15 protein-coding genes are annotated in these 15,173 nt (G+C 63.3%); 4 read left to right on the top strand and 11 right to left on the bottom strand.

The window, feature by feature from the left end; all coding sequences use genetic code 11:
* Nucleotides 1-24: 24 nt before the first annotated feature.
* The 4 genes from phnE to J3A64_RS12200 are packed head-to-tail and all read right to left on the bottom strand — an operon-like array spanning nt 25 to nt 3,856.
* The gene (gene phnE / locus J3A64_RS12215) at nt 25-879 is read right to left on the bottom strand and encodes a phosphonate ABC transporter, permease protein PhnE (protein WP_210064394.1); all 855 of its coding nucleotides are present in this window, start codon (nt 877-879) and stop codon (nt 25-27) included.
* On the bottom strand, nt 876-1,682 hold the full coding sequence (locus J3A64_RS12210; RefSeq protein WP_210064393.1) for a phosphonate ABC transporter ATP-binding protein: 807 nt from the start codon (nt 1,680-1,682) through the stop codon (nt 876-878). The genes phnE and J3A64_RS12210 overlap by 4 nt, the downstream gene beginning before the upstream one ends.
* Nucleotides 1,682-2,596 carry a phosphate/phosphite/phosphonate ABC transporter substrate-binding protein gene (locus J3A64_RS12205; protein WP_210064392.1) on the bottom strand — a complete coding sequence of 305 codons (915 nt, stop codon included), beginning with the start codon at nt 2,594-2,596 and terminating at the stop codon, nt 1,682-1,684. The genes J3A64_RS12210 and J3A64_RS12205 overlap by 1 nt, the downstream gene beginning before the upstream one ends.
* Before the next feature lie 42 nt (nt 2,597-2,638).
* On the bottom strand, nt 2,639-3,856 hold the full coding sequence (locus J3A64_RS12200) for a TIGR03364 family FAD-dependent oxidoreductase (RefSeq protein WP_307807190.1): 1,218 nt from the start codon (nt 3,854-3,856) through the stop codon (nt 2,639-2,641).
* Between the two features lie 163 nt (nt 3,857-4,019).
* Between J3A64_RS12200 and J3A64_RS12195 the strand changes: the two genes are divergently transcribed.
* Genes J3A64_RS12195 through J3A64_RS12185 form a run of 3 tightly spaced genes read left to right on the top strand, consistent with a single transcriptional unit; the run spans nt 4,020 to nt 5,945 of the window.
* The gene (locus J3A64_RS12195) at nt 4,020-4,787 is read left to right on the top strand and encodes a GntR family transcriptional regulator (RefSeq protein ID WP_011773940.1); all 768 of its coding nucleotides are present in this window, start codon (nt 4,020-4,022) and stop codon (nt 4,785-4,787) included.
* The gene (locus tag J3A64_RS12190; protein WP_011773941.1) at nt 4,784-5,455 is read left to right on the top strand and encodes a phosphonatase-like hydrolase; all 672 of its coding nucleotides are present in this window, start codon (nt 4,784-4,786) and stop codon (nt 5,453-5,455) included. The genes J3A64_RS12195 and J3A64_RS12190 overlap by 4 nt, the downstream gene beginning before the upstream one ends.
* Nucleotides 5,456-5,504: 49 nt before the next feature.
* Nucleotides 5,505-5,945 carry a DoxX family protein gene (locus J3A64_RS12185; protein ID WP_014921055.1) on the top strand — a complete coding sequence of 147 codons (441 nt, stop codon included), beginning with the start codon at nt 5,505-5,507 and terminating at the stop codon, nt 5,943-5,945.
* 65 nt (nt 5,946-6,010) lie between these two features.
* Here J3A64_RS12185 and J3A64_RS12180 read toward each other — a convergent pair whose 3' ends face one another.
* Nucleotides 6,011-7,081, bottom strand: a complete 1,071-nt coding sequence (locus J3A64_RS12180) for a Gfo/Idh/MocA family protein (RefSeq protein ID WP_210064390.1) — start codon at nt 7,079-7,081, stop codon at nt 6,011-6,013.
* A 24-nt stretch (nt 7,082-7,105) separates the two neighbouring features.
* Here J3A64_RS12180 and J3A64_RS23965 point away from each other — a divergent pair, with 24 nt between their 5' ends.
* Nucleotides 7,106-7,309, top strand: coding sequence for an ABC transporter permease (locus J3A64_RS23965; RefSeq protein ID WP_210064389.1), 204 nt, complete (start codon nt 7,106-7,108; stop codon nt 7,307-7,309).
* On the opposite strand, the gene J3A64_RS12170 is transcribed toward J3A64_RS23965, so the two are convergent.
* The 6 genes from J3A64_RS12170 to J3A64_RS12145 form a co-directional block, all read right to left on the bottom strand.
* Nucleotides 7,287-7,979: an ABC transporter ATP-binding protein gene (locus J3A64_RS12170; RefSeq protein ID WP_011773943.1), complete on the bottom strand. Its 693-nt coding sequence runs from the start codon at nt 7,977-7,979 to the stop codon at nt 7,287-7,289. The genes J3A64_RS23965 and J3A64_RS12170 overlap by 23 nt on opposite strands.
* 2 nt (nt 7,980-7,981) lie before the next feature.
* Entirely contained in the window at nt 7,982-9,439 is a 1,458-nt protein-coding gene (locus J3A64_RS12165) for an ABC transporter permease (protein ID WP_210064388.1), read from the bottom strand.
* Nucleotides 9,440-9,611: 172 nt separating this feature from the next.
* Nucleotides 9,612-10,709 carry a sugar-binding protein gene (locus tag J3A64_RS12160; RefSeq protein WP_014921058.1) on the bottom strand — a complete coding sequence of 366 codons (1,098 nt, stop codon included), beginning with the start codon at nt 10,707-10,709 and terminating at the stop codon, nt 9,612-9,614.
* A 54-nt stretch (nt 10,710-10,763) separates the two neighbouring features.
* Nucleotides 10,764-12,032 carry a multiple monosaccharide ABC transporter permease gene (gene mmsB, locus J3A64_RS12155; protein ID WP_011773946.1) on the bottom strand — a complete coding sequence of 423 codons (1,269 nt, stop codon included), beginning with the start codon at nt 12,030-12,032 and terminating at the stop codon, nt 10,764-10,766.
* Between the two features lie 44 nt (nt 12,033-12,076).
* Nucleotides 12,077-13,633: a multiple monosaccharide ABC transporter ATP-binding protein gene (gene mmsA, locus J3A64_RS12150; protein WP_011773947.1), complete on the bottom strand. Its 1,557-nt coding sequence runs from the start codon at nt 13,631-13,633 to the stop codon at nt 12,077-12,079.
* A gap of 130 nt (nt 13,634-13,763) precedes the next feature.
* A complete protein-coding gene (locus J3A64_RS12145; protein WP_011773948.1) occupies nt 13,764-14,954 on the bottom strand; it encodes an ROK family transcriptional regulator in 1,191 nt (396 codons plus the stop codon).
* Nucleotides 14,955-15,173: the final 219 nt, after the last annotated feature.

Raw genomic sequence — 15,173 nt, 5'->3', positions numbered from 1 at the left:
CCCTAGTTGCGTTAGCTACGGACGTTACGCAGCCAAGCGCCTGCGGATCCACGCGGAGAACTGGTCCACCACGATGATCAGCACCAGCACGATCAGGATGTGCGTGAGCATGGAGTCGAACTGGAACGACTTGATGGACTGGTTGATCAGCAGGCCAATGCCGCCGGCGCCCACCAGCCCAAGCACCAGCGAGGACCGTACGTTGACGTCGAAGCGGTAGAGCAGCAGGCCAACAAATTGCGGAACCACCATGGGCAGCGTTGCGTTGGCCACCTGCTGGATCCGGTTGGCGCCGGCGGTCCGGAGTGCCTCTTGGGGTCCGGCGTCGATCTCCTCCATCGATTCCGCCCACAGCTTCCCCATCACACCCGTGTTGTGGCAGATCAGGGCGAGCACGCCCGCGAACGGACCAAGCCCGACGGCGGTGACGAAGATCAGCGCGAACACAATGTCCGGCACGGCGCGGAAAAACGACAGGATGGCGCGTGCTGCCTGGTAAACGAGCCGGTGCGGGCTGGTGTTCTCTGCTGCCAGCGCAGCCAGGAGCAGGGCGAACGGCACGGACAACGTAGTCCCCAGGAGGCCGATCCACAACGTCACCAGTGTGGCTTCGAGCCCGGGTTTGAGGGTTTTCTCCCAGCTGAGGTCCGGCGGGAACGCGTCGCCGACGAACGCGGCCATGCCCTGCCAGCCATCAACCAAAAGTTCGGGTTTGAAGTCCGTCCCTTCGATGGCCACGGCGTGAAGTCCGACGACGGCGGCAGCCACTGCCGCCGTCGTGACCCACCGCAGCGGCTTCTTCGGGCGGACCAGTGCCACTCGGGTTTGGGCCGAAGAGCCCCGTCGCGCGACGGCCGGGGTCAAGGTGTGGGGTGTCATGCTGCCTGGGTCCTGTCTGAAACGATCGCGTCTGAAGCGATCCTGTCCGGGGCGTACAAGGTATCGAGGTGGTCCGCCGTGACCTCTGCGGAGGGGAGGTCGAAGGTCATGGAGCCTTGGAGCAGGCCGATGGACCTGTCCGCGTACCGAAGTGCGAGGTCGGGCAGGTGCAGCACAGCGGCCACGGCCAGTCCTTCCGAATGCGCGAGTTCCCGCAGCAGCGACATGACTTGCTCGGCAGCGTGCGGATCCAATGCGGACACCGGTTCGTCGGCGAGTACGACGTCGGCCCGCTGGCAAAGTGCCCGGGCTACGGCCACGCGCTGCTGCTGACCGCCGGACAAACGGCCGACACGGTCGAATGCGCGGTCCGCGAGGCCGACCCGGTCCAGGCAGTCGAGGGCTTCCTGTTGAACGTCGGCGGGGAACAGCAGTGGACTGAGTGAGCGGACGGTGGGGATCCGCGACAGTGCGCCGGCGCAGACGTTGTCCAAGGCCGTGCGGCGGGGGACCAAATGGATCTTCTGGAAGATCATGGCCATCCGCTGCCTCGTCTGCTGCAGTTCACGGCCCTGCAGGTTCTCCAGCGCGGCGCCATCGATGCTGATGCTGCCGGCGTCCGGGGAAGTGATGCCCATGACGCAGCGCAGGGTGGTGGACTTGCCGGAACCGTTAGCGCCCAGGAAAGCCACCACCTCACCGGCTGCAACGGAGAAGTCGACGCCCTGCAGCACGGTCCGTCCGTTGAAGGATTTGCGCAAGCCTTGGACGGAGAGAAGCGGGCCCTGCCCGACGCGAGGCATTACAGGTCCTTCTCGGTGAGGCCCATGGTCTCGGCGAGCTCGAACAACGGCGTGTAGTTGTCCTTGGTGACCTCGAGCAAGGGACCCGGAGGGGTGACGTCCAGGAACTCGCCCACCTTGGCTACGTCGGCGGGAACCAGGCTCAGGAACGCGTCCTTCACGGCGGCTTTGAACGCGGGATCGGCGTCTCCGCGAACGGTGATGGGGTCGTTGGGGATCGGGTTGGACGTCCAGACCTGACGGAAGTCGTCCGGCTTGAACGTTCCGGCGGCAATGGCCGTGGCGAGCGTCTGCGAGTTGATCTGGGCCGCGTCCACCTTGCCGTTGGTCAGGGCCAGCAGGGCCTCGGGATGGCCGCCGGTGTAGTCCATCTTGATGTCGGCATCGGCAATTCCGGCTTCACGGAGGCCGAAGCGCGGCAGGACGTCACCGGACGTCGAACCAACGCTACCCAAAGCCAGCGACTTGCCCTTGAGGTCGCCGATGGCCTGGATGGGGCTGTCCTTCGGCACCCAGATCCCCGCGGTGTAGCTGCTGAGTTCCTTCTCTGCCGTGCCGAAGGAAACCAGCGGCTCAGCACCGGCCTTAGCGTCGGCGAACACGTAGCCCAGCGGGCCGAACTGACCGAGGTCCAGCTTGCCGTTGCGCATGGCCAGGACCTCGGCGGCGTAGTCCTCAACCACCTGGACACTCACCGGGCATTCGAGCTTCTTGGACAGGGCCGCGGCCAGGACATCGTAGGCGGGCTTGAGCTTGGCAGGGTCCTCGTAGGGCTCGATGCCGAACTTGATCTCACCGTTGGGGCAGGTGGCCGACGTCGCCTCGGGAGAGGACTGGGCGGCGCCGCCGCATGCCGTCAGCGCCAGAACGGTGGCGAGGGCAAGCGCGGAACCGGTGAAGAGCGTGGTTTTCATGGGAATCCTTATGCGAAGGGGATTGGAGGGGAGAAGGGGAAATCAGTACAAGCGCGAAACGTTGCGGTGTGCCAGGCCGAATGAAAGGGTCATGCCGACGCCGGAGGTCACCGAGACCACGGTGACGCCGGGCTGGATGTCACGGACCAGGATGGGAGCCACGTCAGACGACGCGTAGACGCCCTGCCAGCGCTGGATGATCTCCAGCGGCTCGCCGATCCTGTCCGTGATTTCGGCGTTGAGGGTGGTGGTCACCGCTTCGTCCAGGAACGGATCGGCGGTGCGGTGGTAGTGGTGCGAGTCGCCCAGAATGACGGTGCCGTCCGGCCGCTGGGTGAACATGACGTTGGCGCCGATCTCCAGCAGTTCGGGCTGGTTCTCCAACACCTCGGAGTGGAGCGCGGCAGCTGCGGGCATATCCGTGAACGCCGGGTACCGGAGCATGGACGTGGCCGTGAGGACAGCAGGTGCGAACTCGACGCCGGCAGGCTTGGCCGCGAGTGACATCTGCAGCGCGCACCGCTGGATCCGGTGTTCCTTGGCAAGGTCCGGAAACAGGTAATCGACGTCGTGGCCGACGCACACGAACACTTGTTTGGCACTGAGCTCGCCGCGCGACGTCCGGACGGTCACGCCTGCAGGACTCTGGCTGAAGCCCAGCGCCGCTGTGTTCCAGTGAAGTTCGACGCCGGGTTGCTGGCTGAGCCATTCGGCCAGCGTTGCGACGGTGGTGCGGGGGTCGACGCGGAGGTCATCCCGTAGGAAGGCGCCACCTACCAGACCGGGCCATGCTGCGCCTGAAGTACCGCCGTCGTCGTGCGCTTCTTCAGTCACGGAAGCCGACGAGCCCAACCGTTCCCGCGTCGCGGCGGGGGAGAGCAGCTCAACCTGTCCCGGTTCGCGCACCGCGGAGAGCTCACGCAAGACCTTCATTTCGGCCTCGGTGCGGGCGAGGACCACGGCCCCGGCTTCGGAGGCCCAAAACCCGGCACGTTCAGCGAACTCGAGCCAGTACTTCCGGGAGGTCTGGGCGAGCTCGTACAGTTCACCGGACTGGGCTGTGATGCAGCAGTGGCCGAAGTTACGAACCGAGGCGCCTGCGGCGTGGTGGTCGCGCTCAATGATGGTGACGGTCAGGCCATTGGCAACAGCGTGCGCGGCATGCGCCAGGCCAACAATTCCAGCGCCGACAATTACGACGTCGGTGGGTTGGCCCGGGCTGTTGTTGATGGGTGTGGGGGAGGTGCTTGGGTTGTTCACACCATTGAGACTGGTGGGCGGATCGAAAGGAATCAAGCTGAATCGGGACTTGTATATACAAGTTAACCTGAACTTAATGTCTGTTCATTTGAGTTCACTTCAAGTTCATCTCAGGGCCCTCAAAAACGGCGTTCTCATGCTGTGGGACTTGTATTATCAACTTGTGAGCACACAGCAGAACGCACCCCTCCACGTCCGTCTCAGTGAGGAATTCATGCGCCGGATCACCGATGGTGACTGGCCGCCGGGTTTCCAGCTGCCCAGCGAGGCGGAGCTGTGCCGCGAGTTCGGGACCTCGCGCGGACCGATTCGCCAGGCGCTCGCCTTCCTGCGTTCCGAGGGCGCGGTAACGGGTGGGCGGGGGCGTCCCCCCATGGTGCGGAGGTCCGTGCCGTCGCAGTCGTTCTCCACCTTCAACTCCTTCACGGAATGGGCCATCGGGATCGGCAAGACGCCCGGTCAACGCACGCTGGAGGTCGCACGCCGCGAAGCCAGCCCGGAAGCCGCCGAGGCACTCGGGCTGGTGCCGGGAACCACCGTGGTGGAGGTCCTTCGCGTCCGCTACCTGGACGAGGCTCCGGCCATGATCGAACGGACCACGTTCATCCTGGATGTGGGGCGAAAGCTCTTCGACTTCGACACCGACTCCGGGTCCATCTTCGCGTTCCTCAAGGAGCAAGGCGTGGACCTGCACAGTGCGCGGCACACCATCGACGCCGTCGCAGCCAGTGACGAGGACGCCGAACTGTTGGAGCAGCCCGAAGGCACTCCGCTCCTGCGCGAACGCCGTATCACCCGTTCCGGCGACGGGCAGCCCCTCGAATACTCCGAGGACCGCTACCTGCCGGCACTGACAAACTTCACCATCGACAACACCGTGGAACGCCGGGCCGCACTGGTCCGCATCCACACTGAAGGAGCCACCCCATGATCAAGCTTGTTGCCTGCGATATGGCCGGAACCACCATCGACGAACACGGCGACGTCTACGTCGCCTTGGCCCGCTGTGTGGAGGAAACCGGTGTGACCACCACGCCCGAGGCCGTGCAGGAGTGGATGGGCGCCGACAAGGTTGAGGCCATCACGGCCCTGATCCAGGCTGGTGGCGGGACTGCGGACCCGGCCACCATCAGCGCTGCGTTTGTCCGGTTCAAGGAACTGCTTGTGGAGCTCTATGACGCCAACCCGCCAGTGGCTTTGGAGGGTGTGGAAGAAGCCTTCCGCGATCTTCGGAGCAAGGGAGTCAAGGTGGCCCTGACTACCGGTTTCTCACGCGATGTGGCCGAGCCCCTCCTTGAGCGGCTGGGCTGGAGCGTCCACGACGATAACCTGCTGGACGCCGTCGTGTGTTCTGATGAAGTAGCCGCTGGCCGTCCGGCACCCCACATGATCCACCGGGCCATGGAGCTGACCGGCGTGCAGGACGTCCGCGCCGTGATCGCAGCCGGCGATACTGTGAACGACCTCGCCGCCGCCAACAACGCGGGCGTCACGGCCGTGGGTGTCCTGACCGGCAAGCTGGACCGCGAGGCCTTGGCTGCACACCCGCACCACCACATCCTTGACGGCGTGAAGGACATCCCGGCGCTGCTCTCGTAGAACACCGCCGGGTTGGCGGTGGGGACGCAGGCATGGAAGATTGGAACCCGTGAAATTCCTTCACCCGTCCCCCAAGTCCTCTGCCCGCGGAGTCACCATCCTGCGCGTGGTGTTCGGCGCGCTCCTCATGGTGCACGGCTTCCAGAAGTTCATGGCCGGGCATGCCGCCTTCGCCGCGTCCGTTGCCGCAATGGGCGTGCAGAAGCCCGAGGTTGTGGCGTGGCTGGTGATCGCCGGCGAACTGGGCCTCGGCCTGCTCTTGGTGCTTGGTGCTCTGACCCGGGTGGCCGGTTTCCTGGCGGCGATCATGTTCGCCGGGATCTGGTTCGTGACGGAAGCGGGCAAACCCCTGCTCACGGACAAGTCAGGTGTCACGGCCGAGCTCCTGATCGTTTACGTCGCCATCTCCGTAGCGTTCGTGTTCCTGGGGCCGGGTGCGTTGTCGCTAGACCGCAAGCTGGCAAGGCAACCGGCCCGCACAGGGCGTTAATACGGCTGGGTTAATTCACGACGGCGGGACGCACCACGCTCGGTGACGTCACCGCCTCGATCGGCTCACCGCGCGTCGTTCGGGTACCGGATGCCCAACTGTGACCGCACGCCGTCAAAGAGACGCATGACGTTGATGGAGTCCTCCAGCGGCATGACCGGGCTTTCTGTCAGGCCTTGCTGGATGCAGCGGGTCACTTCCCGGAGCTCGTAGGTGTAGCCGATGCCCACAACGTCAAAGTGCTCGCGCCGCGGCTCGTCCCAACCAATCCGTATCACCAGTTCGCGGGGGTTGTTCACGGAGCCAACGGTCTGCAGGAACCCGAGCCCGCCCGCCACCGTAGCGGTCCGAGGCCCGTGCGCCATCAACGACGACGTCAGTTGCGCATGTGCACCGGTGTCATAGCCAAGGGTCAAGGCGTTCTGGCTGTCCACGCCGTCCTCGTTGAGTGTGCCGATTGCGGTGACCGACTGCGGGAAGCCCAGCGTACCCAGTGCCCAGAGCAACGGGTAGACGGTGATGTCCAGGAGCGCTCCGCCGCCGTCATTGAGAGCCCAAATCCGTGCGGCGGGATCATAAGGTGCCGGGAAACCGAGGTCGGCACTGACCCACTGGATCTGCCCGAGTTCGCCGGAGGCAGCTATGGAAAAGGCCCGCTGCATGCTCGGCAGGAAACGGCTCCATACCGCTTCCATGAAGAACACCTTCTGTTCCCGGGCCAGTCTCACCAGCTCGGTGGCTTCGCGGGCGTTGATGGTGAGGGCTTTCTCGCAGAGCACGTGCTTCCCGGCCCTCAAAGCGGCCGCGGCAATCTGGAAATGTTGAGCGTGGGGCGTCGCCACATAGACCACGTCCACGTCGGGATCGTTGAAGAGACGCTGGTAGCCGGGGACGCCGTCGTCGTCCCCATAGCCCTTGGAGAAACCAAGGGTGTGGGCGAACGCATCCGCGGCAGCCTGGGTGCGGGAACTCACGGCATACAGCTCGGCATCTTCCAGCAGGGCGAGGTCCTGGGAGACGCTGTTGGCGATGTTGCCTGTGGACACCACTCCCCACCGCAGAGGCTGACCGGTGGCCGACCGGGGATCCTGGTTGGTTTGCGAGGAAAGCCAGGGCACGGCGATAGGAAGTGTCATGCCGTTCATCCTCTCATTTCCCGGTTGTCAGGACGTGGTGCGCACCCTTTTACGCCGAATGAAGGTGCAGTCCGAACGAAATGGCGGACGCGTGGCGAATACCCGGCCTTCCCCTTCGGCGCCGCACTGGTGGGCTTCGGCGCAGCAGTCCTTGTGGGCGCACTCGCCGGAGCCATCCCTGCGGTCGTGGCGGCGCGCGTCAAGGTCATCGACGCGATCCGGTTCTGACCTCCTCGCTAAGCCTGCCCTGCTGAAGCCGGAAGCAACGCTCTGTTTTCTGCGCCAGGCTGCGATCATGCGTAACCACCAGGATGGTGGTGTTGTGATCGCGGCTCAGTGAGCTCAACAATTCGATGATGTGCTCACCGGTTTGCTCATCCAGGTTTCCGGTGGGCTCATCGGCGAGGATCAGCTTGGGCTCGTTGGCCAACGCCCGGGCAATCGCCACGCGCTGCTGCTCGCCGCCGGACAAGCGGTTGGTGCGGCGCGAGTGCTTCTCCGGATCCAACTGCACCTGCTCCAACAGCTCCTTGGCCCGCTGTAAGCGCGCTGCCTTGCGGACACCGGCGAACTCCATGGGCAGCATCACGTTGTCCACGGCGCTGAGGTTCGGGATCAGGTTGAACTGCTGGAATACGAAGCCGATGTCCCGGCGGCGGTACTCGGTCAGCTTGCCGTCCGGCAGCCCCGCCAGGCTCACACCATCCACGACGACGTCTCCCGAAGTGGGCTTGTCCAGCGCACCCAGGAGGGACAACAGCGTACTCTTGCCGCTGCCGCTCTTGCCGACGATGGACGCCAGCGAGCCTTTTTCAAGCTCGAAGCTCACGCCGTTGACGGGCTTGATGGTCCGGTCACCGGACTTGAACTGACGGACCAGGTCCTTGACTACAATCACGGCTATTCTCCTCGGAGTACTTCGATGGGACGGATGCGGGCGGTCAGCAAGGCCGGGACCAACGCCCCGATGATGGCAACCGCGAACACCGCGGCGATACCTGCTGCCAGGACGCCGGGGGAGACGCTTGCGGTCACTGAGGTGAGCAACTGGGAGGCGCCGCCGAAGGGGCCACCCTGACCGCCGCCCGGCATGCCACCGCCCATACCGCCGCCACCTGGGACAGTGCCGTTCGGCATGGCCCCGGCAAGTGCGCCGCCGCGCTGGGTGGTGGGGGCCGCCGTCGTGCTGGTATTGGAACTGATGAGCGCGGAGGCGATGCCGCCGCTGGCCAGCGAAGCGATCACAGCACCCACAACGCTGCCGAGGGCAACCAAGACCAATGACTCGAGGACGAACTGCAGTCCGATGGTGCGGTTTCGGGCACCAATGGCTTTCAAGACCCCGATTTCCCGGCGGCGCTCGCGGACCAACATGACCATGATGAGCAGGATGATGATTCCGGCAGTTGCCAGGGCAGCGATGAAGGCGACCAGCGAGATGTTCTTGACGCTGTCCAGAGAGCTGACTGCGGTTTCGAGGTTGCGCTGGCCCTGGGTGACGTCGGCCTTGTCCGTGCCGAGAGCGTCCTGGACAGCGGTCTTGGTGCTGTCCACGTTTTCCATGCTGTTGACCGTGACGATCATGGTGGAGAGCTCATCCGGGGTTTCGGCCAGAGTCTGGGCTTCCGGAAGCGTCACATAGACGGCGTTGTTCCCAAAAGTGGTCCCGGCGTCAAAGATGCCCGCTACGGTGAAGGTCTTGTCCTGGATGGTGAACGTGGAGCCCACCGTCAGGCTGTTCTTCTCAGCCAGTGACGTGCCCACGAGAGCTTTGGCTTCTGCCTCGGTGTAGTCGCCCAAACCTGTGCCACTGGTGAGTTCCAGGGCCTTGCCCGTGCTGTCCACCTCTGCGCCGATGCCCGTCGCGGTGATCGGCAGCGTGCGTGCGGGCTGGGTGGTTGTGCCGGTGGTGCCGCTTGCGTTGTTCCGGTTGCCGAGCGTTCCGGCGTCGACGGCGGCCGTCAGGTTGGTGCTGACCGTCGCCTGCTGCCCTCCGGGGCCGAAGCCGCCGCCCGGGCCGGCCAGTTGGGTGGTGTCGGTGGTTGCCGTGGTTGCTGTCTGAAGACGAAGAGCCTTCGTGCCAACTACAGACGTCACATTGGCGACCGATGCCGCAGTCTCAGCGTCCGCCGTCGTGAGTGGTTCGCCGCCACCCTCGAACCCCTGGCCGCCTGCCGGGTTAACCGTCAGCGTGGTTCCCACGGAGGCATTGAGCTCCTGGACCTTGGCGCCCACGGCTTGGTTGGCCACGAGCATGGCCAACGCCAGGCCGATGGCTACGGCCAGGACGGCAACTACCGCCGCCGTTCTGATTTTGTTGCGGAAGGCATTGCCTACGCTTCGGGCAAGGACGCTCACGTTTCTCCTCTTGACCTGCAAGTTTGTTTGGCCCACTGGACGTGGGCTGCAGATTCAAGACTCGTGAGTGCTGCTGTGCGGGAAGCCAGCCGAAGCTATGCGTGGGCTGTGAAAGCGAAAGCCCCGGCCCGCCAATGGCGGACCGGGGCTTGCGGTGTAACTCGGGTATCAGTTACTTGGTGATCGGGCCAAGTACCGGATCGTCAACGTAAGCGGTCTTGACGTTCTCCAGGGTCACGATCTGTGGCGGGAGGAGGTAAGCCGGGACGGTCTTGACGCCGTTGTTGTAGGAGTCCTTGTCGTTGATTTCCAGTTCCTTGCCGGCCTGGAGGTCCTTCACCATGGTGATGGCGTGCTCAACGAGCTTGCGGGTGTCCTTGTTGATGGTGGAGTACTGCTCGCCTGCCATGATCGACTTGACGGACTCAACCTCGGAGTCCTGGCCGGTCACGACGGGGAGCGGCTTGCCGGCGGCCTTGACGGACGTCAGCACTGCACGGGCCAGGGTGTCGTTCGGGGAGAGGACGCCGTCCAAGGAAGCGGTGCCGTAGCTGCCGGTGAGCAGCGTGTCAGCGCGACGCTGGGCGTTTTCAGCCTTCCAACCCTGGGTGACAGCCTGCTCGAACGAGGTCTGGCCCGAAACTACCTTGAGGGTGCCGTCGTCGATCTTCGGCTTCAGGACGCTCATGGCGCCGTCGAAGAAGACCTTCGCGTTGGCATCATCCGGGGAGCCGGCGAAAAGCTCGACGTTGTACGGGCCGGAGGCCTTCTTGGCCTTCATACCGTCCAGCAGTGCCTGGCCCTGCAGTTCACCAACCTTGAAGTTGTCGTAGGCCACGTAGTAGTCCACGTTCTCGGTGTTCAGAAGCAGACGGTCATAGGCGATGACTGTAGCGCCGGAGTCCTTGGCCTGCTGGAGCTGCGTGCCGAGCTGCGCACCGTCGATGGCACCGACGATGATGACCTTGGCGCCCTTGGTGACCATGGCGCTGATCTGGTTCTGCTGCTCGGAAACGCCGCCGTTGGCGAACTGTACGTCAGCCTTGAAGCCGGCGCCCGTGAGGCCGTCGTTGAACAGCTTCTCCGCCAGGACCCAGTTTTCACTGGTCTTCTGCGGAAGTGCGACGCCGATCAGCGAGTCCTTGGGGAACGCTTCCCCGCCTGCTGTGCTGCTGCTTGAGCCGCTGTCAGTGCGGCCGCAGGCTGTCAGCGCCAGTGCCGCGATGGCAGCGACTGCTGCTGCCTTTCCTGCTTTACCAAACATTCGCATATCTTGGTTCACTTTCTGTGTGGGTGGGGTGGAGCGAGTCTGTCAGGAAGCGGATTACGCTTCCTTGGAGATGACCTCTTTGGTGGAGGTGGTTTCGTCGGGCTTGATCTCGTTGTTGCGCTGGAAGTTCTTCATCAGCAGCCCGGTAATGGACCGCTTGCCCTGGGACTTGTTGTAGACATCGAAGGCAACGGCTGCCAGGAGCACCAGGCCCTTGATGATCTGGGTGAGGTCGGCGCCTACGCCCAGGAGCTGGAGGCCATTGTTCAGGACGGCCATCACCAAGCCACCCACGATCGAGCCGATCACGGTACCGACGCCACCGGTAACGGCAGCGCCGCCAATGAAGACGGCTGCGATGGCGTCCAGTTCCCAACCGACGCCGTCGAACGGGCCGGAAGCGGTGGAGCGGCCCACGAAGATCATGCCTGCCAGGCCAGCCAGGACGGACATGTTCATCATGACCAGGAAGTTGACCTTCTTGGACTGCACGCCGGACAGCTCAGCTGCGTGGCGGTTGCCACCCACGGCGTAGACGTGGCGGCCGAGGACGGTCTTATCGGCGATAAAACCGTAGATGAGGACCAGGACGGCCAGAATCAGGCCCGGGATGGGGAAGGAAGTACCGGGGCGGCCCGTGGCGAACAGGTACGTGGCGTAGAGGATGGCACCGCAGATCAGGACCAGCTTGGTAACTTCAACCCAGAGCTCGGGAACGTCGGCTCCCAGCGCCTTGTTGGTGGCGCGGGCTCGCAGGGACATGATCACCACGAGCGCGGCGGCAATGATTCCGAGCAGCAAGGTGAGGTTGTTGAAGCCGGTGTTCGGTCCAATTTCAGGCAGGTATCCGGAGCCCAGGAACTGGAATTCCTTGGGGACAGGGATGGTGTTGGACTTGCCGACGAACTGGTTGAAGCCGCGGAACAAGAGCATGCCGGCCAGGGTCACGATGAAGGCGGGTATGCCCACATAGGCCACCCAGAATCCTTGCCAGGCACCGATCACTGCCCCCAGGACCAGACCGAAGAGGACACCGGCCCACCATGGGAAACCCCAATCCCGCATGGCCAGGGCCACGAAGACGCCGACGAAGGCGGCAACGGAACCCACGGAAAGGTCGATGTGGCCGGCGATGATCACCAGGACCATGCCGATGGCCAGGATCAGGATGTAAGAGTTGCCGTTGAACAGGTTGATCACATTGCCGGGGGTGAGCGTACGGCCCTCGGTGAAGATCTGGAAGAAGACGATAAGTGCCACCAGGGCGAAGATCATGCCGAACTGGCGGGTATTGCCACCAAATAGCTTCTTGAGCGCGTTCATTGTTTTGGTCCTTGTGTCAGGAAGGGGCGAGGCTGGGCCAATGGTCAGGCGGATTTGCGGGCGGAAGTCATGAGCTTCATGAGGCTTTCCTGGCTTGCTTCGTTTTTGTCCAGGACGCCGGTGATGGCGCCTTCGAAGATGGTGTAGATGCGGTCGGACAGGCCCAGGAGCTCGGGAAGCTCCGAGGAAATGACAATCACTCCCTTGCCTTGGTTGGCCAGCCTCTGGATGATGCCGTAGATCTCGTACTTGGCACCCACGTCGATTCCACGGGTGGGTTCATCCAGGATCAGGAGGTCGGGATCAGTGAACATCCACTTGGCCAGCACTACTTTTTGCTGGTTGCCGCCGGAGAGCTTGGCTACGCCTTCTTCCACCGACGGTGTCTTGGTTCGCAGTGATTTCCGGTACTCCTCGGCGACCGAGAATTCCTTGCGGGTGTCCACCACCGTGTAATTGCTGATCTTGTTCAGGGCCGCCGAAACCGTGGTGGTCTTGATGTCGTCCAGCAGGTTCAGGCCCAGGGACTTGCGGTCCTCGGTCACGTAGCCGAGGCCTGCGTCGATGGCGGCGCGAACGCTGCGGAGCTGGACCGGCTTGCCGTCTTTGTAGACCTGCCCCTTGATGAACCGACCGTAGGAATGCCCGAACAACGATCGCGCCAGTTCCGTGCGGCCTGCGCCCATCAACCCGGCGAAGCCGACGATTTCGCCGCGGCGTACGTAGAAGTTGGAACCCTTGCAAATCAGGCGGTCCTGGATCTGGGGGTGTCCCACCGTCCAGTCCTTGACCTCGAAGAAGACTTCACCGATCTTCGGCTCGTGATCCGGGAAGCGGGACTCGAGCGTCCGGCCAACCATGCCTTTGATGATGCGGTCCTCGTCCACGCCATCCCGTTTGACGTTCAGCGTCTCGATCGACTTGCCGTCACGGATGATGGTGATCTCGTCAGCGATCTGTTCGATCTCGTTGAGCTTGTGGGAAATGATGATCGAGGTGATGCCCTTGCCCTTCAGGCCAAGGATCAGGTCCAGCAGGTGCTGGGAGTCTGACTCGTTCAGCGCTGCGGTGGGCTCGTCCAGAATCAGCAGGCGAACGGATTTGTTCAACGCTTTGGCGATTTCCACCAGCTGCTGCTTGCCGACACCGATTTCCTTGATGGGGGTGTCCGGGTCTTCCCGCAGGCCTACCCGGGCCAGCAATTCAATGGAACGCTTGCGGGCTTCCGCCCAGTCAATGACGCCCCACTTGGTGGGTTCGTTGCCCAGGAAGATGTTCTCCATGATGGACAATTCCGGAATCAGCGCCAGTTCCTGGTGGATGATCACGATGCCCGCCGCTTCACTGGCGCGGATGTCCTTGAACTGCTGCGTTTCGGCCATGTACACGATGTCGCCCGTGTAACTGCCGTGGGGGTAAACGCCCGACAGTACTTTCATGAGCGTGGACTTGCCGGCGCCGTTCTCGCCGCAAATTGCGTGGATTTCGCCGGCCAGCACGCGCAAGCTCACATTCGACAAGGCCTTCACGCCTGGGAATTCCTTCGTGATCGAGCGCATCTCCAAAAGGACGGGATCACTTTGCGTGTTGAGGGATGTCATCAGCCCTTACGCCTCCAATGCATGACTTCGTTGTCGGCCCCGCAAACGGCGGAGCTGTCTGATGAAAAAGTAAACTGGATCACCTATCTTGTCGTCAAGACTTGAACACAAGATCCAGCTAACGATTTCGTTACCTACCGGTAATACCGGCATGTTGGAACACTAATGCGGCTGCGCCAAGGGCTTCTGCACGGGCCCCGAGGGAGGACATGGCCAGGTGCGTTGTCTCGCCCACCACGGGCACTGCGTGGCGCACCAGGCCCCTGCGGATAGGGTCCAGCAAAAGGTCGCCGAGGCCCGCCAAGGGGCCACCGACCACGATTACTTCCGGGTTGATCAGATTGGAAACGTTGCCGAGCGCGCGGCCAACCGCAAGTCCTGCATCGTCCACCACGCGCTGGGTCGCGGAGTCCCCGGCGAGGCAGTTGCGCACGATGTCCTGCGGCGTCAGGAGTGTCTCCTGGCCACGGCCCAACAGCTCGATCATGGTGGTGGTGGACGCTATCGTCTCGAGGCAACCCCTGTTGCCGCACCGGCACACCAAACCATGTTCATGGATGGTCGCGTGGCCGATTTCGCCTGTGATACCCACGTTGCCGTAGTAAGGAAACCCGTTGAGTATCAGGCCCGCGCCGATGCCCGAACCGATCTTGAGGAACATCAAGTTGGAGACCCCGCTGTGGGGACCCCACGTTACTTCGGACAGCGCACCCAAGTTGGCGTCGTTGTCAACAAAGACGGGGCAATTCAGGGCTTCCTCCAGCCGATGGAGGATGTCGATACCTACCCACTCGGGGAGGATGGCGCCTTGGGCGACCGTGCCGGAGCGTCGATCGATGGGGCCGGGGATGCCCGCTCCCGCACCCACAACGGCTGTGCGATCAATGCCGTTTTCCTCGAGCAGCTTTTCCAGTAACCGCACCGCCGCTGCGATGCCTTCCTCGGCCCGGTGGCCTAGCGGCAACTCAATGTAATCCTCAGCAATCACGTGATAGCCCAACGATGCGAGGACCACCCGCAGGTGGCGGCGTCCAAAGTCGATTCCGACGGCGACGGCCCCGTTGCTGTTCAGCCTCACGTTGGTTGCCCGGCGGCCGGAACTGGTGGTCGGTTCCGTGGAAACCAAGCCGGCGTCCTGCATGATTTTCACGATGTTGGAGATCGTGGCGGTGGAAAGCCCGGTCTGCCGGGAGAGCTCTGCCTGCGTGGACGGCCCGCTCAACAAGCATTCGATGATGCGTTGCTGATTCAGGTGGCGGAGCGCTGACTGCGAGCCGGGTTTTCTTGGGTGGCTCTTCGTTGAGCGCTGCGTAGCGGGCATGACAAGAAGATTGCCCCACAAGCGATGTTGTAGTCAAGAAGTGAACACAGCAAGTCAACCCTGCCCGACATACTCCAACGCAAGAATGTCTCTTAAGTACCCGTTGTGAGGCCCGATATGCACCCTAAGATCCCCCATTTGCGCGCAGAGGTGGCCTCGCAACGCAAGGGAGCGCGGGCATTGCGTCCCGATTTGGGGGCGTGCGGGTCCAATTGCCTC

This window comes from Pseudarthrobacter sp. PvP004 (assembly GCF_017876035.1).
Lineage (GTDB): Bacteria > Actinomycetota > Actinomycetes > Actinomycetales > Micrococcaceae > Arthrobacter > Arthrobacter aurescens_A.
Note: the sequence above shows the minus strand (reverse complement) of the source record. Positions and strands in the feature narration are given on the sequence as shown.

What these genes read in the sequence shown, in the direction of transcription:
- phnE (WP_210064394.1), bottom strand. Translation starts at nt 879, where the DNA reads ATGACACCCCACACCTTGACCCCGGCCGTCGCGCGACGGGGCTCTTCG.
- J3A64_RS12160 (WP_014921058.1), bottom strand. Translation starts at nt 10,709, where the DNA reads ATGCGAATGTTTGGTAAAGCAGGAAAGGCAGCAGCAGTCGCTGCCATC.
- J3A64_RS12180 (WP_210064390.1), bottom strand. Translation starts at nt 7,081, where the DNA reads ATGACACTTCCTATCGCCGTGCCCTGGCTTTCCTCGCAAACCAACCAG.
- J3A64_RS12210 (WP_210064393.1), bottom strand. Translation starts at nt 1,682, where the DNA reads ATGCCTCGCGTCGGGCAGGGCCCGCTTCTCTCCGTCCAAGGCTTGCGC.
- J3A64_RS12205 (WP_210064392.1), bottom strand. Translation starts at nt 2,596, where the DNA reads ATGAAAACCACGCTCTTCACCGGTTCCGCGCTTGCCCTCGCCACCGTT.
- mmsB (WP_011773946.1), bottom strand. Translation starts at nt 12,032, where the DNA reads ATGAACGCGCTCAAGAAGCTATTTGGTGGCAATACCCGCCAGTTCGGC.
- J3A64_RS12190 (WP_011773941.1), top strand. Translation starts at nt 4,784, where the DNA reads ATGATCAAGCTTGTTGCCTGCGATATGGCCGGAACCACCATCGACGAA.
- J3A64_RS12145 (WP_011773948.1), bottom strand. Translation starts at nt 14,954, where the DNA reads ATGCCCGCTACGCAGCGCTCAACGAAGAGCCACCCAAGAAAACCCGGC.
- mmsA (WP_011773947.1), bottom strand. Translation starts at nt 13,633, where the DNA reads ATGACATCCCTCAACACGCAAAGTGATCCCGTCCTTTTGGAGATGCGC.